The following is a 20216-nucleotide window of genomic DNA, read 5'->3' on the forward strand; positions in this document are numbered from 1 at the left end:
CGGAATCAGACGCTACATTCACTACTACAATCACCACCGCATCAAGCTGAAGCTGAAAGGGCTGAGTCCTGTGATGTACAGAACTCAGCCCTTAGCGGCCTAGCCCAAAACTGTCCAACTTTGCGGGGTCAGTTCAGATTCGACCGGGGCCTTTCGTGATTACGTTCCTACGAACTGCTCAGGATCACTTGTGATGTGTCGTCTGCTCGGCAACCGCGCTGGCAACGACGCTGCGCCGCTGACTGCCGAGGAGCCATCGCGGCGTCTTGAACCGCACGATCGCCGTGTAGAGCCACACGTACGCCACCGCGAACACGACCGCCGTCACCGCGAGCACCACCGGGTTGTGCCAGAAGAGCGACGCGGGCACGATGCCGATCATGCTCAGCACCCACAGATACGGCGACGTGCGCGCGTTTCTGCGCTGACGCTGACGCGGGTCCGTCCCTTTGCGCACGACTCGCTTGAAGATGAGCGTGTGCAGATGGATGCCGTCGGGCGCGCCGACCGGACGCCCGCGCACGATCCGGCGGCGGTAGATCGAGAAGAGCGTTTCGAAAAGCGGATAAATCGCGACGACCATTGCATACCACGCACAGACGTTCGGATGCCGCGCGACCAGCAGCACGAGCAATTCGGCGATCGTGAAGCCGATGAAGTACGCACCGCCGTCACCGAGAAAAATCGACGCAGCCGGATAGTTCCAGATCGCGAAGCCGCCGATCGCGCCGATCATCGTGAGCGCGGTGCTCATCACGAGCAGGTCGCCGACTTCATGCGCGACATAGCCGATCGAACCGAAGATCAGAATCGCCACGACGGCGGCGAGTCCGTTGAAACCGTCGATGATATTGACCGCGTTGGTGAGTCCGGCGACCGCGAGCACGGTGAGTCCGATCGCAATGGGCGTGACGGCGAGAATCGGATCGACGAGCGGCAGATCCACACGGCCGACGACGCCGTTGAGAATGAACGCGCCGAGCAGCGCGGCCAGCATCGCGCTCAGCAGCCGCGCCCGCACGCTCACGCGCTTGGTCAGGTCTTCGATCACGCCGCTTCCGAATGCGGGCGCTGCGCAAAGCAGCAGCAAAAGGGACTCGTCGCGCGGATTGCCGCCGAAGATCGCGGCGATGGGAAACGTCACGCAGGCCGCGACCATCAATGCGATGCCGCCGACCCGCGGAACCGGATGAGAATGGTTCTTTTGAACCCCGTTCAAATCATGATCCAGGGAAAGCGCCCCGTAGCGTCCCGCGAATCGAACTATAAGTAGCGTCATGCAGAAAGAACTGATGAAGCCAAGCGCAAGGTTTAACATTTTTTTCACTCACGAAGAGGGCGCATCTCTTTTCGAATATCAATACCCGAAAGCCTATGGTAGGTACAACCCCTGCCATTGTCCACGCATTTATGGCGCTTTAATGTGTGAAACCGAGCCTACTGCGATTTTATTGGGGCTTCCCCCGATTATTCATACAAACCCGAAATTAATAGCGCGTTAAAACACGGATTTCATATAAAGGACTTAATGCGCGCTTTTGAAATTCGCGCCTTGTCCGTACGCAAGCCCACCTTCGCGCGCATATTCTTCTGAGGGCCGGTACGTTTTTCCCTGCGTTAGAGCCCAGCGGGCCGGCGCTGCCGGCACAACAGGCCCGACGAGCCCGTCCCGGCAGGCGAAAAAATGTCCGCAAATCGAACCCAGGCTAAACCGGCTTTCTTCATAGAATTAGCAGTTCGATTAATAGCGATTATATGTGCGGTGCCGCGCATACAACAAGGCGGCCTATGCTACTTTTCGATTTGCTCAAATGGCCCGCATACTCGTTAAATTCTTAAAAGCGGGAAAGCGAACACTCGGTCGCTCTGAAAGGTTCGATAAACAACAAAAATCGTCTGTGGGAATTTCTCTTTTTTTGGGTCGTGTGTTTCAATACGACTGCAATGCCGGGGCGGGATTTTAACGGCCCTGAATGCAGGCCTGAATTCAAGAATAAGGAAATGATGTTTGCGCCCTTAGGGGTGCGCCGCAGGTGTTTCGATCCGCATCCGGTGCGCTTGCCGCGCCGGTCCCATAAGAGCCTGTAACGAGACGTTCTATGAAAGTTAAAAATCAGGCGTCAGCCGTAATGGCCGAGAGCGAGAAAGAGATCGAGCTGACGTCGATTCTCGAAACGCTGGGCCGTCACTGGAAGATGATCGCGGCGACCGTGGCGGTCGTCTTCAGCATCGGGGTGGTGTACGCGTATTTCTCGGCCCCGATTTATCAGGCCGGCATGCTCGTCAGAGTCGACGACTCGAGCAATGGACAGCCGGCCGACTCACGCGACATGGTTCGGACCGCGGCCACGCTGTTCGATCAGCGTGCGACGGCCGAAGGCGAGATCCAGGTCATCGGATCGAAGTTCGTGCTCGGTCCCGTCGTCGATGCGCTCAAGCTGTACATCCAGGCAGCGCCGCATCGCTTCCCGATCATCGGGGGCATGGTCGCCCGCATGAACGATGAAACGTCGACTCCCGGTCTCTTCGGCCGCGGCGGTTACGCATGGGGCGCCGAATCGATCGACGTGTCCGCGTTCGACGTGCCGAAGAAATACGAAGGCAAGGAATACACGCTGCGCTATCTCGGCAACGGCCAGTATCAGGTGCGCGGCCCGGGCGTCGAAACGGGCGTCGGCGGCCAGGTCGGCAGCGTGCAGCGTTTCGACACCGACGCCGGTCCCATCTCGCTGCTCGTGGGCTTCATCCACGGCGAGAAGGGCGTCGAATTCGATCTGACGCGTAACTCGCGCGTGTCCGCCATCGATCGTCTGCAGAATTCGCTGGCGATCGCCGAGCAGGGCAACAAGTCGGGCGTCATCAGCACGACACTGGAAGGCAAGGACCCGGTGCTCGTGGCGGCGACGATCAACGAACTGTCGCGCATGTACGTGAAGCAGAACGCCGATCGTCGCGGGATCAACGCCGAGAAGTCGCTCGAATATCTCGAGCAGCAGCTTCCCGACGCCAAGCGTCAGATGGAAACGGCCGAAGACAACTACAACGCGTATCGCAACAGCCGCACGCTGTTCAATCCGGACGAAGAAGGCCGCATCGTGATGCAGCAGGCTTCGCAAGCGGATGCGCAGTTGCTCGACCTGAAGCGCCGTCGCGCCGACCTGGCCGTGCACTTCTCGCCCTCGCACCCGAGCGTGGTGGTGATCGACCAGCAGATCGCGGCGACCGAGAAGTACATCAACGACCTGGCAGCGCGCGTCAAGGCGATGCCGCAGGCCGAGCAGGGCGCGCTTCGTTTGCAACGCGACGTGCGCATGAGCACCGACGTCTATTCGGCATTGCGCAACAACATTGAAACGATGCGCCTCATCAAAGCCGGCCGCACGCCGACGGTGGAGCTGCTCGACCACGCCGAAGTGCCCGAGCGTCCCGTCAAGCCGGTCAAGGCGCTGGTGCTCGTGATCGCGGCTGGTATCGGTCTGTTCCTCGGCATCGTGATGGCGTTCGCTCGCGACTTCCTGTTCAAGGGCGTGCTCGATCCGAAGGAACTGGAATCGAAGACGGGTCTTTCGGTATTCGCGACGATTCCGGACAGCGAGCGTCAGAAGGAACTCGCGAAGCGCATCGCCGAGAAGAAGCCGGAACAGCTCGCGCTCGCCTCGCGTTACCCGACCGATCCGGCTGTGGAAGGCCTGCGCATGATGCGCTCGTCCCTGCAGTACGCCTTGATGGATGCGCCGAACAACGTCGTGATGCTCGCGGGTCCGCTGCCCGGCATCGGCAAGTCGTTCGTCTCCGCGAACCTGGCGACGCTGCTCGCCGCCGGCGGCAAGCGCGTGCTGCTCGTCGACTGCGACCTGCGCCGTGGCCACCTGAACCAGTACTTCGGCCTGCCGCGCGGCAAGGGTCTCGTGGATGTCGTGAACGGTTCGGCCACGCTCGAAGAGACCGTGCATCGCTCGGTGCTGAACAATCTCGACTTCGTCCAGTGCGGCTTCTATCCGCCGGACCCGGCCGAGCTGCTTTTGTCGGACGCATTCACGGAATCGGTGAATCGCGCATCGGCGGAATACGACATCGTGCTGCTCGACGCACCGGCCATTCTGGCGGTGTCCGACACGGCGATCATGGCGCCCGTCGCGGGCTCGATCTTCCTGGTTGCGCGTTATGGGGATACGCGTTCCGGGGAAATCTCGGAGTCCGTGAAGCGGCTCGAACAATCGGGCGCAAGCGTCACCGGCGTGTTGCTCAACGGCTTCAAGGTGCACTACGGCAACTATGCCCAGGCGCGCCAGTACGGCGGCTACGCCTACGCTGCCTACAAGGCCGACAAGGAAGACTAGAGACTGACTCATCCGGCATTTGCTTCAGCTGGACCCCGAATCGAACAGCAGTACTAAATAAACGTCCTGAGTTGCATAACGAGGAGAAGTGAATATGTTCTCGCCGCAAGAGTTGAAACTCGGCATTGTCGGATTGGGCTACGTTGGCCTGCCGCTCGCCGTCGAATTTGGCAAGCGCCATCCCGTCGTGGGCTTCGATATCAATCGCGCGCGCATCAACGCGCTGCGCGAAGGGCGCGATGTCACGCTCGAAGTCGACGATGCCGAGCTGGCTTCCGCGACCTTCATGCAGTACAGCGCCGATGTAGAAGACCTGCGCAGCTGCACCGTGTTCATCGCGACCGTGCCGACACCGATCGATCACTACAAGCGTCCGGACCTGTCGCCGCTGATCGGCGCATCGACGACCATCGGCAGCGTGCTCAAGAAGGGCGACGTCGTCATCTATGAATCGACGGTTTATCCCGGCGCGACCGAAGAAGAGTGCGTCCCGGTGCTCGAAAAGATGTCGGGCCTGAAGTTCAACGAAGACTTCTTCGTCGGCTACAGCCCCGAGCGCATCAACCCGGGCGACAAGTCGCACCGCCTGCCGGACATCAAGAAGGTCACGTCCGGCTCGACGCCCGAAGTGGCCGATTTCGTCGACGAGCTCTATCGCGGCATCATCACGGCCGGCACGCACAAGGCGAGCAGCATCCGCGTCGCCGAAGCGGCCAAGGTGATCGAGAACACGCAGCGCGACGTGAACATTGCGCTGATCAATGAACTGTCGATCATCTTCAACAAGATGAACATCGACACCGAATCCGTGCTGCTCGCGGCCGGCACGAAATGGAACTTCATCCCGTTCCGCCCGGGCCTCGTCGGCGGCCACTGCATTGGCGTGGATCCGTATTACCTGACGCACAAGGCGCAGGCGATCGGCTATCACCCGGAGATCATCCTCGCCGGGCGCCGCCTGAACGACAGCATGGGCAACTATGTCGTCTCGCAGCTCGTGAAGACGATGACCAAGCGCGACATCGCCATTTCGGGCGCGCGCGTGCTCATCATGGGTCTCACGTTCAAGGAGAACTGCCCGGACCTGCGCAACACGCGCGTGGTCGACATCATCGCCGATCTCAAGGAGTACGGCGTCCAGGTCGACGTGTACGACCCGTGGGTCTCGAAGGAAGAGGCGCATCACGAGTACGGCATCGATCCGATCGATCAGCCCGCCAAGGGCGTCTACGATGCGGTCGTGCTCGCGGTGGCGCACAAGCAGTTCGCCGATGAAGGCGCGGAAGGCATTCACGCCTACGGCAAGTCGCAGCACGTGCTGTGCGACCTCAAGTACGTTCTGCCGCCCGAGGCGAGCGACATGCGTCTCTGAGGTTCGGTGGCATCGGCATTGACCGGTGCAGGCCGTCGCACAACATCGCCGCGGTTCGGCTCCCGGAATTTCGGGGGTTGCCCGCGGCGATGTCAACCGGACGTTCGGAGTTCGCAATGAAGATGCCCAAGGTAGTTCTGTACGCCAACACCGATTGGTATCTGTTTAATTTCCGGCTTTCGTTCGCTCGCAAACTGCGCGACGCGGGTTTCGAAGTCATTCTGTTGTCACCCGACGGCGAATACGGCCCGAAGCTGCGCGATCAGGGTTTTCGCTGGCATGCGGTGCCGATGAACCGGCGCAGTCTGAATCCGCTGCGCGAACTGGCGCTCGTGCTCTGGCTCGCGCGCTTCTTCCAGCGCGAAAAGCCGCAACTGGTGCACGGCTTCACGATCAAGAGCGCGGTGTACGGCTCGTTCGCGAGCAAGCTCGCAGGCGTGCCGGCGCGCGTGAACGCGGTCGCGGGGATGGGCTACGTCTTCACGAGCCGCGATCTGAAAGCGCGTATCTTGAAGCCGGTCGTGCGCACGGTGATGCGCTCGGCGCTGAACGGCCGCGACAGCATTCTCGTCCTGCAGAATCCGGACGACATCAAGCTGTTCGAAGCCGCGCGCATCGTCGAGAAGCAGTCGATTCGTCTGATCAAGGGATCGGGCGTCGATCTGACGCGCTTCAAGGTGCGCGAGGCGTCGCCGGACGATGCGGCCAAGCCGCTGCGCATTCTGCTGGCGGCGCGGCTCGTGTGGGACAAGGGCATCGAAGAATATGTGGAGGCGGCGCGCATGCTGCGCCGCGAGAATCGCACCGTGCGCTTCCTGCTCGCGGGTTCGCCCGACGACGGCAACCCGGCATCGGTGAGCACGGCGATGGTGCAGGGCTGGGTGAAGGAAGGGCTCGTCGAATGGCTCGGTCATGTGAGCGATATGCCGAAGCTCTTCACGGAAGTGGATGTGATGGTGCTGCCGAGCTATCGCGAAGGCTTGCCGAAAGCGCTGATCGAAGCCGCGGGCTGCGCGCTGCCGCTCATCACGACGGACGCGCCGGGCTGCCGCGAAGTGGTCAGCGAGTCGGGCGTGGATGGTTTGCAAGTGCCGGTGCGCGATGCACGCGCGCTCGCCGATGCGATCCGCCAGCTCGACGACGACCGCGCGCTCGCGAGAAAGCTGGGCCTCGCCGCGCGCGAGAAGGCACTGAAGAATTTCGACGAACGCATCGTCATCGAGAAGACGCTCGCCGTGTATCGCGAGCTGGTTCCCTCGATCGCGATCGAAGACGAGCGCCGCGAACACGCCGCGCCCGTCGGCAAATTTGGAGACTTTCATGTCTGATCGTTACGAATCGATCCGTCAACAACTGACGCGCACGCCGCAGAAGTGGCTCATTACCGGCGTCGCCGGGTTCATCGGCTCGAATCTGCTCGAAGCGCTGCTGAAGCTCGACCAGGACGTCGTCGGGCTCGACAACTTCGCGACCGGGCATCAACGCAATCTCGATGAAGTGCGCTCGCTCGTGACGCCCGCGCAATGGGCGCGCTTTCGCTTCATCGAAGGCGATATCCGTAATCTCGACGATTGCCGCACCGCGGTGACAGGCGTCGCGCACGTTCTGCACGAAGCGGCGCTCGGCTCGGTGCCGCGCTCCGTGAACGATCCGATCACGACGCACGAAGTCAACATCAGCGGCTTTCTGAACATGCTCGTCGCCGCGCGCGACGCGAAAGTCGAGAGCTTCACTTACGCCGCGTCGAGCTCGACGTATGGCGACCATCCGGGCCTGCCGAAAGTCGAGGATCGCATCGGCCAGCCGCTTTCGCCGTATGCGGTGACGAAGTACGCCAACGAGCTGTACGCTTCGGTCTTTGCGCGCACGTACGGGTTGAACGCCATCGGTCTGCGTTACTTCAACGTGTTCGGCAAGCGCCAGGATCCGGACGGCGCGTATGCGGCCGTGATCCCGAAGTGGACGGCCGCGCTCATCGACGACGAACAGGTGACGATCAACGGTGACGGCGAAACGAGCCGCGATTTCTGCTTCATCGACAACGTGGTGCAGATGAACATCCTCGCTGCGCTCTCCGAGCCGCAAGCGCGCAATCAGGTCTACAACGTCGCGGTCGGCGATCGCACGACGCTCAATCAGCTCTATGACGGCTTGAAGCGCGTGCTCGCGGACAACGGCGTCATCAACGAAGGCAGCCCGGTGTATGCGCCGTTCCGCGCGGGCGATGTGCGTCATTCGCAAGCGAACGTCGATAAGGCCGCGCAACTGCTCGGCTATGCGAGCGCCATTCCGCTCGCCGACGGACTCGCGATCGCGATGCCGTGGTACATCCGCTTTCTGTCGCAGCGCCGCGTGCCGGTCGAAGCCGAACTCGCGACGAGGCCCGCATGAAAATAGTCGTTTTCATCTACTCGATGCACGGCGGCGGCGCTGAACGCGTCACTGCCAATCTCGCGAACGAGTGGGCGGCGCTCGGCTGGGAAGTGACCGTCGTCACGCTGACAGCCGGTGAAGGCGATGTCTATCCGTTTCATCCGGGCGTGAAGCGCCTCGAGCTGGGGCTCGCGGGCGGCGTCGAGGGCGGCGGCTTCGTGCGTACGCTGATGTCGAACGCGAAGCGCGTGCTCGCGTTCCGCAAGGTGTTGCGCGAGACGAAGCCTACTGTCGCGCTCGGCGTCATGGCGACGGCCAACGTGCTCGCCGTGCTTGCGGGCATCGGGCTGCCGTACAAGATCATCGCGAGCGAGCACACGCATCCGCCGCGCGCGCCGCTCACGCCGTTCTGGGAGCGTCTGCGGCTCTTGACGTATCGCTTCGCGGACAAGGTCGTCGCGCTCACCGACGAAACCCGCGACTGGATCGAAACGCATTGCCGCGCGACAGACGTCAAGGTGATTCCGCCGCCGTTCACGCTGCCTATCGCGCGAACGAATCCGATCATCGAGCCGAAAAGCGTCGTGAAGGACGGGCGCAAGTTGTTGCTCGCGGTCGGACGGCTCTCACCCGAAAAAGGTTTCGACAGCCTCATCGATGCGTTCAGGAAGATTGCCGGCGCGCTGCCGCAATGGGATCTGGTGATCGTCGGCGAAGGGCTTGCGCGTGCGAGTCTCGAACGCCGTGTCGAAGAGGCGAAGCTGCGCGGCCGCGTGTTTCTGCCTGGCCGCGCGGGCAACGTCGCGGACTGGTACGAGCGCGCCGATCTCTACGTGCTGAGTTCGCACTTCGAGGGCTTCTCGATGACGCTCGTCGAAGCGATGGCGAGCGGCTGCGCGGCCGTGAGCTACGACTGCGATTCGGGTCCGCGCGTGATCGTCACGCACGGCATGAACGGCCTGCTCGTGAACCCGGTCGGCGATGCGAGCGCGCTCGCGAAGTCGCTCGAATCGCTGATGAAGGACGACGCAGAACGTCATCGCATGGCGCTGTGCGCGACGTCGGTCAACGACACGTTCGCGTTGTCGAAGACCATCGCGCTGTGGCAGGAAGTGTTCGAAGAGTCGGGCGTGAAGGTGCCGCGTCGCGCGGAACTTCACGCTCCCGCAGCCGGACGATGAGGAGCCACGACCGATGAAGATCATGCTCGTGGTCAGTTCGATGGGAAGCGGCGGCGCGGAGCGCGTCGCGGCCTCGCTCGTCAATGCGTGGGCGCAACGCGGCGATACGGTGACGCTCGTCATCACGTATAGCGGCCGTGGCGCGTGCTTTTATCCGCTCGCGCCGAACGTGCGCTGCGTCTTCCTCGCCGATCGCGTGAAGGCCGGCGCGCGCATGCTGCAATATCCCGCGCGCTTTCGCGCGCTGCGTGCGCTGATCCGCGAAAGCGCGCCCGATGTGGTCGTGTCGTTCCTCTCGAACGTGAACATCACGACGATTCTCGCGACGCGCGGCCTCGGCATTCCGGTTATCGCGAGCGAGCACATCGATCCGTCCGCCGACGGCCGTTCGCAGCTCATGAGCCAGATGTGCCGCTTCGTTTATCCGAGCGCGGACCTGCTCACGCTGCTCACGGACAACATGGAGGCATCGTTCAGGAAGATGGTGCCGCGCGTGAAGCGCATCGAAGTGGTGCCCAATCCGCTGCCGGACGAGTTGTTGCTGTTGCAGCCCGAAACCATCGAGAAGAGCGCGCGCAAGCGGCTCGTCGCGGTCGGGCGTCTCAACACGCAAAAACAGTTCGATCTGCTGATCGATGTATTCGCGACGCTCGCGCCCGAGTTTCCGGACTGGGATCTGTGGATCTGGGGCGAAGGCCCGGAGCGCGCGGTGCTCGAAGCGCAGGTCGCGCAACTGAAGATGAACGAGCGCGTGCTGATGCCCGGCAAGACGACGACGCCTTGGGAAGAGATGGCGCGCTCGGATGCGTTCGTGCTGTCGTCGCGCTACGAAGGTCTGCCGATGGCGATGCTCGAAGGCATGGCGCTCGGCCTCGCGACGGTCGCGTTCGACTGCAAGAGCGGCCCGCGCGAACTCACGCGCGACGGCCAGGACGGTCTGCTCGTGCCTGCCGGCGACAAGGCCGCTCTGATCGATGCGCTGCGCCGCGTGATGTCGGACGAAGCGTTGCGCGCCGAGCTCGGACGCAAGGCGGCGGCATCGGTACGGCAGCGTTATTCGTCGCCGGCGATCCTGCGTCAGTGGGACGCGATCTTCGCGCAACTCGGCGCACGCTCGCGCGGCGGCGAAGGCAAGAGCACGGCTTATGCGCGTGCGGTGACGGGAGAGAAAGCGTAATGGTCGACCGGCGACAAGTGATCCGCTCGCTGCTGATGGGCGCCGTCGCCAGTGGAGCGGGCGTCGCCGGCTTCGACGCGCGCGCGGCGCAGAAACGCGATGTCGTCACCGACAAGTCGTTCGGCGTGAAGGGCGACGGCAAGACGAACGATCGCATCGCGCTGCAGCGGGCCATCGATCAATCCGTCGATTCGACCTTGCTCATCACGGGCAAGTGCCGTATCGACGACAAAGGGCTCGACCTGCGGCGCGATAGTCACCTGCGCTTCGCACCGGGCGCGTCGATCAAGCTGCTGCCGCACGATACGTCGTTCTATTCGATCTTCCGCATCTGGGACGTGAGCAACGTGCTCGTCGAGAACGCGGTGCTCGACGGTAGCAAGGAGCTTAATGCCGCGAAACCGGCGCTGCGTGAAAACGGTCACGGCATGGGCTTTTCGATTGCGGGAAGCACGGAGGTGACGCTCATCTCGCCGAAGACGATCGGCTGCTGGGGCGATGGCATCTATATCGCCAACAGCTACAACGTCGCGTTTAAGTACAGCAGCGGTATTCGCGTGGTGAATCATCATGCGGACCGCTGCCGCAGACAAGGCGTGTCGATCATCAGCGGACGCAACATCGTGTTCGAGAATCCGCTGTGGGAGAACATCGGCGGCACGCAGCCGGAAGCGGGGCTCGACGCGGAGCCGAACAGCAACGCCGATATTCTCGAGAACATTCGCATCGTCAATCCGACGACGCGCAATTGCCGGTACGGGATCATCGTCTGGCTGGAGGAGATCGTCGGGCCGATGCCCAAGCATGTCGATATCGGCATCACGAATCATCGCGACGAAGGCGCGAGCGATGCCGCGTTCGCCGTGTCATCGCTCAAGCTGAATGGGCGCAAGGTGTCCGGGCAGATCGCGAGTCATTCGCCGACATGGGTGAGTCCGAAGATGTCGACAGTGGAAAGCATCGATTACGACAAGGCGGGACCGAAGATCATCGTCACCAACCTGAGGCTCGTGCCATGAAAGCCGCGCCCACACACAATAACTAAAGCGGAAAAAAGGCCAATACGATGCAAGCAACGACAATGAACAATACGGCGCAGCAAAGCGCACAGAGCGCGCAGAGCGAACCGATACGACGCATGACCGGATTCGCGTACTTCATGACGCCATCCGGCTGGGCGTTCCTTGTGCTCGCGGCCACGGCGCTCTCGATCGTCGCGTTCCGCGAGCGCAGCGTCGGCCTGATCTTCGACCAGGAAGCGTACATCCAGTACTTCCGCTCGACCGACTGGCACTGGCTCGTGCAGTTCTATCAGAACCGCGAGTCGGATATGGGCTTTCTCATCAGCCTTATCACGGAAGAGCTGGGCTGGCGCTCGTGGGTCATCCTCCTCAATGCGTTCGGCGTGTCGCCCGAAGGCGGCATCCGCATTACGGTGGTGCTGCTTAACCTGGTCGTGATGTATTCGCTGTTGCAGACGCGCAGGCCGCTCATCGGTCTCGTTCTGTGGCTCGTGATTCCGTATGCGCTCGCTACGGTCGGTCTGTTCCAGATCCGCCAGGGCTTCGGTCTTGCCATCGCGATGCTCTTCGCGCTGCGCTTCAATAAGCCGACCATCGGCATGGGGCTCGCGAGCTTCGTGCACACGACCTTCGCGGTGCCTACAGCGTTCCTGATGACCGCCGGTTTCATCGGCGAGCAAAGGAAAGCGCGCGCGCTCGTCGCGGTGAGCGTGGTGGCGATCGTGCTTGCGTCGGCGGCGAAGTTTCTGTTTGCGACCTACGGCGGCCGTCGTATCGACGAGTACTCGGGCTATCAGGAAAACTTCACGATCAAGCTGCTGTCGCTGCTGCTGTTCTACACGATGGCATCGGTCATGGTGCTCTACTCGACGTGGCGCGCGCAGGATACGCAGCGTCAGCGCGCATTCACGCGGCTGTCGATCATGCATGTCGGACTCTTCGTGTATCTCGTCGTTGCGTTCTTCGTGTTTCCGTTCGCGAAGGGCCGCGTCTGGTATTGCGTGCCGCTGCTGCTGCCGTTCCTCGCGCCCGAGATCAAGTTCAAGAACGCGATGGTTCTGGTCATCACCTTCGGCGTGTTCGTGGCCGTCGCAGCCGACGCCACGAAGAGTTATTTCGAAGGCGTCTATCACTACTTCCTGATGCCCTGACGACGATGTCCTACTTCCTGATTTCGCTCGATTTCGAACTGATGTGGGGCGTGCGCGACCATCGCTCGATCGCCACATACGGAAAGAACATTCTCGGCGTGCGCGAGGCGATTCCGGCGATGCTCGACATGTTCACGAAGTATCGCGTGAAGGCGACGTGGGCGACGGTCGGCATGCTGCTGTTCGATAACAAAAAGGACCTGCTCGCGAATCTGCCCGACGTCCGGCCGACTTATACCGATACGAAGCTGAGTCCATACGCCAACGGTTATCTCGATTCGATCGGCGATAACGAAAAGAGCGATCCGTACCACTATGGTCTGTCGCTCGCGCGTCGGATCGTCGATACCGAAGGCAGCGAGCTCGCGAGCCATACGTTCTGCCATTACTACGCACTCGAAGCAGGGCAGAACAGGGCGCAGTTCGCCGCCGACATGGAAGCATCGGTCGCATCGATCCGGCGTCTCGCCGATCCGCCCGCGAGCATCGTGTTTCCGCGCAATCAGGTGAACAACGCGTATCTGTCGGTGTGCGCGGAGCAAGGGCTCGTCGCGTATCGCGGCACGGAGCGCAGCTGGATGTATCGCGAAACCTCGCGCGCCGATGAAGCGGCGATGCGCCGCGCGGCGCGTCTCGTCGATACGTACATCAATATCTCAGGCGATCACGCGTTCGATCCGCGCCCGGCTCGCGGACTCATCGACGTGCGTTCGAGCCGCTTCCTGCGTCCATATGCGCGCAACAAGCGCGCGCTCGAATGGCTGCGCATCCATCGGATCAAGCAGTCGATGACGTCGGCGGCGCGCACGGGGCGTTCGTTCCACTTGTGGTGGCATCCGCATAACTTCGGTGCGAATCTGGCCGAGAACCTCGGCGTCCTCGAAGCGGTGCTGAAGCATCACGTGTACTTGAGAGAGACCTACGGCATGCAGCCCGCGACCATGGCGGAAGTCGCGCGGGCGACGCAATCGGAAGAAAGCCGGCTTGCGGAGATGGAATTCGGTTTGTTCGTATGACGAAGTAATCAGGAAAGACAAGACGCTAGAAAATAACCCGCACCGCGGGCGCGATGCAATGGCGATGTCCATTGCATCGCGCTGGCGCGTGCGCGGCAAAAAAGAAGTTCTTGGGGGAAGCGCGATGAACTTTCGTAACGACATCAACGGCCTGCGCGCGTTCGCGGTTCTCGCGGTCGTCCTTTTCCACTTCGATGTGCCCGGCTTCAAAGGCGGCTTTCTCGGCGTCGACGTGTTCTTCGTGATCTCCGGTTATCTGATGACGAGCATCATCTTCAGACGCCTTTCGAAGGACAGGTTCTCGGTGCTCGAATTCTATGGCGATCGAGCGCGGCGCATCATTCCGGCGCTCGCGTTTCTTTGCTTCGCGCTCGGTGTGTTCGGCTGGCTGATATTCCTGCCTTCCGAGTTTCGCGCGTTCGGCAAGGCGGCGGGATCGAGCCTCGGCTTCTTTTCGAACATCGTTTACTGGCGCGAAGCGGGTTACTTCGATACGCGCTCGCATCTGAAATGGCTGCTGCATACGTGGTCGCTTTCCGTCGAGTGGCAGTTCTATCTGCTGTATCCGCTCGGCATTCTGCTCGTGCGCAAGCTCTTCGGGCGACGCGGGACGAAGATCGCGCTCGTCGGCGCCGCGCTCGTTTCGTTCGCGGCGTGCGTCTATCTCTCCGATCCGACGAAATGGCCGACGGCCGCGTTCTTCCTGCTGCCAACGCGCGCATGGGAAATGATCGCGGGCGGGCTCGTCTATCTGTTCCCGTTGACGGCGGGCAGGCCCGTGCGCCGCACGCTGGAATGCATCGGCCTCGCGATGATCGCGTACGGCGCGGTCATGTTCAACGAGAACAACGAATGGCCGGGCTACCTCGCGCTCGTGCCGGTGCTCGGCACGGCGTTCGTGATTCTCGCGGCGCGCAGGCATTCGATCTTCACGGGCAATCCGCTCGCGCAGTTCATCGGCAAGATTTCGTACTCGGTCTATCTCTGGCACTGGCCGTTCGTCGTCGCGCTCACGTACTTCGACAGGGAAGGTTCGCTGCGCTGGCGCGCGGCCGCGATCGCGGGCGGCTTCGTCATGGGCTATCTGTCGTATGCGCTCGTCGAGTCGAAGACCAGAAAGCCGCCGGCGCGAGACGAGGCGCGCGCCTTTCCGCGCTTCATCACGCTGCGTCCGATTCTCGCGTTCACGCTGCTGCTGGCAATCGGCGGCGGCAGCATCTATGCGAGCCAGGGCGTGCCGAATCGCTTCGACCGTTCGGTGTTCATCGCCGATAGCGAGACCTACGACACGAATCCGCATCGCACGAAGTGTCACATGATGATCGATCCGTGCGATGTCGCGAACAAGCAGAAGGAGAGCCGCGTCGTGGTGCTCGGCGACAGTCACGCGGAAGCGATCGCCGAAGCGGTCGTCGACGCCGTGCCGAACGGCAAGCCCGATGATGTGCTGCTCATCACGATAGAAGGTTGCCCGACGATCTACGGCATTCGCCGCGGCAATGGCGATTGCTTCGATCAGGACCGCAAGTACATCGATATCCTGAGCCGCGATCAGAGCGCGAAGACGCCGGTCATCATCGCGAATCACTGGTCGCAGTACTGGTCCGGTCCGACGATGGACGACTTCGCGTTCGTCAATCCGGAGCAGCCGGCGCAGACATCGACGCCGTTCACGACGGAGTTGTATCGCGAGCACTTGCTATCGACCGTTTGCCGCATCTCGAAGATTCGCCCGGTCTATCTCGTCGAACCGATTCCCGAGTTCGACTTCAACGTGCCGCTGACGCTCGCGCGCGAGAAGATGCGGGATCCGAAGGCGCCCGATCTGTCGATCACCATGTCGGATTACGTTCAGCGCAATGGCGCGTTGCTGCAGGCGATGCATCAGGCACACGATCAATGCGGTATCCATCTGCTCGACCCGCGTCCGTTCCTGTGCCCGGACGGCAAGTGCATGGGCTCGCACGATGGCCGGCCGCTTTATTCCGACTTCCATCACATGAGCGAATACGGCAACCGCTTCCTCGTGCCGATGTTCCGGCGCGTCTTCGAACAAGGTTGAAAGCAGGTGCTTATTGCGGCGTGCCGGTATCGTGCTGCGCGCCGTTGCCGGTGAACGGCGGCGCATAGCGCGTCCAGAAGATATAGCTCGCGAGCACCGCGATCGCGCCGATGCCGGTCGCGAGCAGCACGCCCTGCGCGCCGTAGTAGCGCACGAGAATGACGTTGCCGATGATCTTCGTCGCGAAGCCGATCAGCGAAATGACGGAGATCGCGCGATAGCGTGTCTCGCTCGCGAACAGCTGCACGAGCACGCACATGCCGAAGTAGAACGGCACTTGCAGCAGCCCGTAGCGAAAGAGCGTGGTGACGGCGATGGTGTCGTCGGCGGTGAACGCGCCTTTCTGAAACAGCAGCTTCACGACGTACGGCGCGAGCGCATACGCGAGGATGCTGCCGGTCAGGCCCAGTACGGTCATGATGCCGGACCACTTCAGCGCGGTGCTGCGTGCGCGCGCATGATCGCCGCGATGAAGAATCTCCGCGAGAATCGGCAAGGTCGCGCGCGTGATCGCAAGCGCGCCCATGCTGAGCACGAGCGAGAGCAGCCGGTTCGCGTAGCCGAGCGTCGCGATGGCGCCGTCGCCTTGCTGCGCCATGAAGTACTGATCGATCGGAAGCCACAGACTCGCGACGACCGCGCCGATCGTGAGCATGCCCATCGAGCGGATCGTCGATGGCCACTGCTTCGCGCGCATCGAAACGCGCGGCCGGGCGGGCATCGTGTCGGCTCGCCTGGCGAGCACGCGCAGCCACGCGGCCTGCACGACGAAGCCGAGCGACGTCCCCATGACGAGCGGAAAAATCGATTCGTTGTTGCGCGCGGCAAGCACGAAGACCAGCAGGCCGATGGCCGGCACGCATTCGAGCAAGGTGTTGATGTGCTTGCCCGACGCCTGCAGCCGCGACGACGAAATGCAGATCGTGAAGGTCAGCACACCGACCGGCGTCATGCTGATGATCATCGCGCGGCACATGTCGCGTGTGGATTCGGCGAGACTGCCCGCGATGACATCGGCGAGATAAGGCCAGAAAAGCCATAGCAGAAGCGACGAGCCGAGGCCGAGCACGAGGCCCACGCCTTCCAGCTCGCCGAGAAAACCGTTGCGCTGCGACTTGTCTTCCTGAAGCGAGACGAGCGCGGGAACGAGCAGCACGGCGAGCACGTTCGTGAGCATCGTCGGCAGCCAGGTGACGAGCGTGAGCGCGAACTGATAGGCGTCGACCGTGCCGCTGATCCCGTAGCGATACGCGATCGCCATTTCCTTCGACGCGCCGATGCACTTCCCGGCGATCACGAAGATCAGCAGGACGACCGCGCTTCTTGCGATTCTCTTGTGATCCTGATGCACGCCGCCGAGACGTCGTCTCACCGATTGCACTGCTGCGCTCAGCACGGGTCCTCCTGCGTGGGAGCCTTTCGCCGCATGGCCTGACGTCGAAACGAAAGCGCCATGCGACAGAAATCACGCGAAGGCCCGCGGCTTTCGCGTGAGAGAGGAGAGCGTGCACCAAAACGGGCGGCGTGACTGTTCGCTAAGGCACCTCGCCATGCCGAAGCCGGCCCTTCATACCGCGCCTGTCTGCCACGGACGCATGATGTAGCGCGCCGCCCGCTCGGGCGTGGCGTCGTCGGTCAGAATGCGCGCCGGGCAGCCGGCCACCGTGACGTTCGGCGGAATATCCTTCGTCACGACGCTGCCCGCGCCGATCGTCACGTTGTCGCCGATGGTCACGTCTTCGATGATGCAGACGTTCGGCCCGATATACACGTTGTTGCCGATGGTAGCCGCCTTGCCGTGATTCGATCCGATGGTCACGCCCTGCGAGATGTTGCAGTTCGCGCCGATGACCGCCGTCGGGTTTACCGCGATCGTGCCGATATGACTGATATAGAAGCCCGGCCCGATGCGCGTGCGCGGACTGATGACGAACCCGAAGCGGCGCTGCTTCAGACGCACGATGTGGTTGAGCACGAGGCGCATGGGCCGCGACGACGCGGCGCTCGCGAGGCGCAGCCAGAACATGTAGTTGAACCCTTCGTTCAGCATCAGTTGCTCGAGAAGGAGCATGACGCTGTACTCGCCCGTATAGCGATAGAGATCGCTTTTGATCAGATCAAAGGTTTTCATCGCGGTGTATCCGCTGGTCGTGTGATTTCTTGTAATACCTCCGGCCGGAATCGGCCGTTCCCCCGACTGTGCTGAGCGCACCAAATCCGAGACTAGTCTTTCTGTCCAACTGGATCAGTGCGAAACGGAACATATGACCGGCTGGCAATCGAAACGATTCCAACTTTCGCCTGTTTTGTCTGTTGAATAAACCGGTTTCTTTAATCAGATCATTAGCGTTTCGCTCGAATCCCAGGCTGCGCGCGGGATTCAGCGGAAAATGATCCGATTCGTAAAAACCCGATAAGGGTAAGCCCTGTAGGGTCTTTCGTCTTTTGAATGAAAAAAGTTTTTGGACCGCACTTACAAAATCCGATTCGTCGGATGAAATCGTTTAAAACGGTGCTTACTTGAATGTAATGTTGGGACTGCAACCGTGCAGATGCGGCAATTTTGGTGCGCGTCTGGATAATCGTCGGCGGATTGACCGGTCAATAAGGCGAAATAATCGGGGGATCGTTGCTCGTTTCGGCATACGAAAGGCGCTCTGCAAGCCCCACCGGGCCTTCCGAGGCGATAGGTCGCGCTCTCGGCGGGTGAACGTTCGTGTCGTTATAATCGATTCTTCAGATGATTATTAGTCATCGTACCTCAACTGGTTTGAAGTGGTGTTATTCATCTACGGTATTAACATTAAAAAAGCGGTAGATTAATTTACTCGCCGTCGATTAAAAGCGGAAATACACAGCAATAAAGACGCGGAAAAGCAAAATAATAAGTTACAAGCGTACATTTTGTAACAAGTGCCGGGTAGAAACGCCTCGTAACAATCTGTAGGATTTAAAAAAGACGGTAATTACTGCCGTCAGACTTCAGCGCTTCATCAGCCCGTTCGCGGGCCGATCAAGCGCGGGGTTGAGTGGGTACTTCCGGATTATCTGGCTCTTCCGACTCTGGTTCGTCCAATCCCGAAGTCGTCATGTTTTTCGCCGAGATGCCTTTCGGAGTCGCCGTGTGCGGCTGTCGAGCGCTGAGCGGCGCAATCGTTTGCGCCTGCTGAATTTGCGTTGGTCATCTCACGCCCATAAAGAAACGTTGCGTGCGGCCGTAGTCGCATGAACGGGTCCGCCCGTCGACAACGCACAACCAACTCGGAAAGACAATGCTTTCGAACAACACTCAGGCAGACACCCAGGCAGACAACACCGTCGTCGACACGCGTATCGCAACCCGTCGCAAACTCCTGACCTCGCTTATCGCGGGTAGCGGCGCGTTTGTGCTCGCCGCATGCGGCGGCGGCAGCGACAGCGCGGCCCCCGATTCGGTCGCCGATCGCTGGAGACGCCGTAACACTGGCAGCGGCGCCTCGACGGCGACGCCCGCGAGCTCGGCTTCGTCGGCAAGCGCCACGACGACCGCCAGCGCGCCGGCCGCGGCAAGCTCGACGAACGCCGCCAGCACGAACACCGCAGGCACCATCAACGCATCGTCGTTCGGCGTGAAGGCCGACGGCTCGACCAACGACCGCGCCGCGCTGCAAGCCGCCATCGACGGTTCCGTCGGTCAGATTCTCCTGATCTCGGGCCAGGTCCGCATCGACACGACGGGTCTCAAGCTGCGCACGAACACGCACATCCGCTTTGCGTCGGGCGCTTCGATCAAGCTGCTCCCGCACAACGCCGACATCTACCAGATGATGCTCATCGAAGACGTGAGCAACGTCATCGTCGAAAACGCGTACCTCGACGGCAGCAAGGAGCTGAACTCGGCTTCGGGCGGCGAGCACGGCATGGGCTTCTCGATCATCGGCGCACAGAACGTGCACCTGATCGCGCCGACCACGATCAACACGTGGGGCGACGGCATCTACATCAACGACAGCCAGAGCAAGAAGAACACGCCGACGTACAACCTCGTCGTCGACAACCACAAGGCCGACGGCTGCCGCCGTCAGGGTGTGTCGATCATCTCGGGCGACACGATCACGTTCAACAGCCCGATTTGGCAGAACATCACCGGCACGGCGCCGGCTTGCGGTCTCGACTTCGAACCGAACGACAACTCGGCCGTGTTCAAGAGCATCACGATCAACAGCCCGACGACGGCGAACTGCAAGGGCGGCGGCATCAACGTGTGGTTCGGCTCGCTGCCGGGTCCGATCAGCAAGACGGTCACGATCGCGATCAACAACCACGTCGACACGACCAGCCCCGGCGGTTCGTTCGCGGTTCAGGGTCTGTCGCTCGACGGCTACATCGTCAACGGTCAGATCAGCAGCACGAATCCGAAGTGGAAGTACCCGCTGATCGTCGAGCAGTGGGACAACGCGGGTCCGCGCATCAACGTGCAGAACCCGACGATCGTCAAGTCGTAATCGGCGATGAAACGAAAAACGCCATGCGGATGAATTTT

The 20216-nt window shown here is 61.5% G+C and carries 16 protein-coding genes; 12 read left to right on the forward strand and 4 right to left on the reverse strand.

Features of this window, described 5'->3' with window-relative positions; all coding sequences use genetic code 11:
• The coding region (locus NCS00_RS28815; protein ID WP_250439142.1) for an IS3 family transposase at positions 1–103 on the forward strand (103 nt) is incomplete at its 5' end.
• Between the two features lie 81 nt (positions 104–184).
• On the opposite strand, the gene NCS00_RS28820 is transcribed toward NCS00_RS28815, so the two are convergent.
• A complete protein-coding gene (locus NCS00_RS28820) occupies positions 185–1318 on the reverse strand; it encodes an MraY family glycosyltransferase (RefSeq protein ID WP_033536894.1) in 1134 nt (377 codons plus the stop codon).
• A 781-nt stretch (positions 1319–2099) separates the two neighbouring features.
• Here NCS00_RS28820 and NCS00_RS28825 point away from each other — a divergent pair.
• The 10 genes from NCS00_RS28825 (at position 2100) to NCS00_RS28870 (ending at position 15694) form a co-directional block, all read left to right on the forward strand.
• Positions 2100–4340, forward strand: a complete 2241-nt coding sequence (locus NCS00_RS28825) for a polysaccharide biosynthesis tyrosine autokinase (RefSeq protein WP_033536895.1) — start codon at positions 2100–2102, stop codon at positions 4338–4340.
• Between the two features lie 94 nt (positions 4341–4434).
• Positions 4435–5712: a Vi polysaccharide biosynthesis UDP-N-acetylglucosamine C-6 dehydrogenase TviB gene (tviB, locus tag NCS00_RS28830; RefSeq protein WP_008346170.1), complete on the forward strand. Its 1278-nt coding sequence runs from the start codon at positions 4435–4437 to the stop codon at positions 5710–5712.
• 116 nt (positions 5713–5828) lie between these two features.
• A complete protein-coding gene (locus NCS00_RS28835; RefSeq protein WP_008346171.1) occupies positions 5829–7040 on the forward strand; it encodes a glycosyltransferase family 4 protein in 1212 nt (403 codons plus the stop codon).
• Positions 7033–8103, forward strand: a complete 1071-nt coding sequence (locus NCS00_RS28840; protein ID WP_250441632.1) for an SDR family oxidoreductase — start codon at positions 7033–7035, stop codon at positions 8101–8103. Before NCS00_RS28835 ends, NCS00_RS28840 begins: the two co-directional genes overlap by 8 nt.
• Entirely contained in the window at positions 8100–9266 is a 1167-nt protein-coding gene (locus NCS00_RS28845; RefSeq protein ID WP_250441633.1) for a glycosyltransferase family 4 protein, read from the forward strand. The genes NCS00_RS28840 and NCS00_RS28845 overlap by 4 nt, the downstream gene beginning before the upstream one ends.
• Positions 9267–9279: 13 nt before the next feature.
• A complete protein-coding gene (locus NCS00_RS28850) occupies positions 9280–10443 on the forward strand; it encodes a glycosyltransferase family 4 protein (RefSeq protein WP_008346177.1) in 1164 nt (387 codons plus the stop codon).
• Positions 10443–11462 carry a hypothetical protein gene (locus tag NCS00_RS28855; RefSeq protein WP_008346179.1) on the forward strand — a complete coding sequence of 340 codons (1020 nt, stop codon included), beginning with the start codon at positions 10443–10445 and terminating at the stop codon, positions 11460–11462. The genes NCS00_RS28850 and NCS00_RS28855 overlap by 1 nt, the downstream gene beginning before the upstream one ends.
• 47 nt (positions 11463–11509) lie before the next feature.
• Positions 11510–12616 carry an EpsG family protein gene (locus NCS00_RS28860; RefSeq protein WP_235366307.1) on the forward strand — a complete coding sequence of 369 codons (1107 nt, stop codon included), beginning with the start codon at positions 11510–11512 and terminating at the stop codon, positions 12614–12616.
• 5 nt (positions 12617–12621) lie between these two features.
• Positions 12622–13632 carry a polysaccharide deacetylase family protein gene (locus NCS00_RS28865; protein ID WP_008346183.1) on the forward strand — a complete coding sequence of 337 codons (1011 nt, stop codon included), beginning with the start codon at positions 12622–12624 and terminating at the stop codon, positions 13630–13632.
• Positions 13633–13756: 124 nt separating this feature from the next.
• On the forward strand, positions 13757–15694 hold the full coding sequence (locus tag NCS00_RS28870) for an acyltransferase family protein (RefSeq protein ID WP_250441634.1): 1938 nt from the start codon (positions 13757–13759) through the stop codon (positions 15692–15694).
• A 10-nt stretch (positions 15695–15704) separates the two neighbouring features.
• Here the strand turns inward: NCS00_RS28870 and murJ are convergent, their stop codons facing one another.
• The 3 genes from murJ to NCS00_RS28885 form a co-directional block, all read right to left on the reverse strand.
• The gene (gene murJ, locus NCS00_RS28875; RefSeq protein ID WP_250437546.1) at positions 15705–17090 is read right to left on the reverse strand and encodes a murein biosynthesis integral membrane protein MurJ; all 1386 of its coding nucleotides are present in this window, start codon (positions 17088–17090) and stop codon (positions 15705–15707) included.
• Positions 17091–17261: 171 nt separating this feature from the next.
• Positions 17262–17825 (reverse strand): serine O-acetyltransferase, encoded by a 564-nt coding sequence (locus tag NCS00_RS28880; RefSeq protein ID WP_008346189.1) that lies wholly within the window; start codon positions 17823–17825, stop codon positions 17262–17264.
• Between the two features lie 1158 nt (positions 17826–18983).
• Positions 18984–19325, reverse strand: a complete 342-nt coding sequence (locus tag NCS00_RS28885) for a hypothetical protein (RefSeq protein ID WP_241814146.1) — start codon at positions 19323–19325, stop codon at positions 18984–18986.
• Here NCS00_RS28885 and NCS00_RS28890 point away from each other — a divergent pair.
• Positions 19303–20178, forward strand: coding sequence for a hypothetical protein (locus NCS00_RS28890; protein ID WP_239295288.1), 876 nt, complete (start codon positions 19303–19305; stop codon positions 20176–20178). The genes NCS00_RS28885 and NCS00_RS28890 overlap by 23 nt on opposite strands.
• The last annotated feature ends 38 nt before the right edge of the window (positions 20179–20216 follow it).

The sequence above is a fragment of the Caballeronia sp. AZ1_KS37 genome (assembly GCF_023631165.1).
Lineage (GTDB): Bacteria > Pseudomonadota > Gammaproteobacteria > Burkholderiales > Burkholderiaceae > Caballeronia > Caballeronia zhejiangensis.

Excerpts from the sequence above, each read along its gene's own strand:
- NCS00_RS28820 (WP_033536894.1), bottom strand. The coding sequence starts at position 1,318 with ATGTTAAACCTTGCGCTTGGCTTCATCAGTTCTTTCTGCATGACGCTA.
- NCS00_RS28835 (WP_008346171.1), top strand. The coding sequence starts at position 5,829 with ATGAAGATGCCCAAGGTAGTTCTGTACGCCAACACCGATTGGTATCTG.
- NCS00_RS28840 (WP_250441632.1), top strand. The coding sequence starts at position 7,033 with ATGTCTGATCGTTACGAATCGATCCGTCAACAACTGACGCGCACGCCG.
- NCS00_RS28825 (WP_033536895.1), top strand. The coding sequence starts at position 2,100 with ATGAAAGTTAAAAATCAGGCGTCAGCCGTAATGGCCGAGAGCGAGAAA.
- NCS00_RS28870 (WP_250441634.1), top strand. The coding sequence starts at position 13,757 with ATGAACTTTCGTAACGACATCAACGGCCTGCGCGCGTTCGCGGTTCTC.
- NCS00_RS28880 (WP_008346189.1), bottom strand. The coding sequence starts at position 17,825 with ATGAAAACCTTTGATCTGATCAAAAGCGATCTCTATCGCTATACGGGC.
- NCS00_RS28860 (WP_235366307.1), top strand. The coding sequence starts at position 11,510 with ATGCAAGCAACGACAATGAACAATACGGCGCAGCAAAGCGCACAGAGC.
- NCS00_RS28865 (WP_008346183.1), top strand. The coding sequence starts at position 12,622 with ATGTCCTACTTCCTGATTTCGCTCGATTTCGAACTGATGTGGGGCGTG.
- tviB (WP_008346170.1), top strand. The coding sequence starts at position 4,435 with ATGTTCTCGCCGCAAGAGTTGAAACTCGGCATTGTCGGATTGGGCTAC.
- NCS00_RS28845 (WP_250441633.1), top strand. The coding sequence starts at position 8,100 with ATGAAAATAGTCGTTTTCATCTACTCGATGCACGGCGGCGGCGCTGAA.
- NCS00_RS28855 (WP_008346179.1), top strand. The coding sequence starts at position 10,443 with ATGGTCGACCGGCGACAAGTGATCCGCTCGCTGCTGATGGGCGCCGTC.
- NCS00_RS28850 (WP_008346177.1), top strand. The coding sequence starts at position 9,280 with ATGAAGATCATGCTCGTGGTCAGTTCGATGGGAAGCGGCGGCGCGGAG.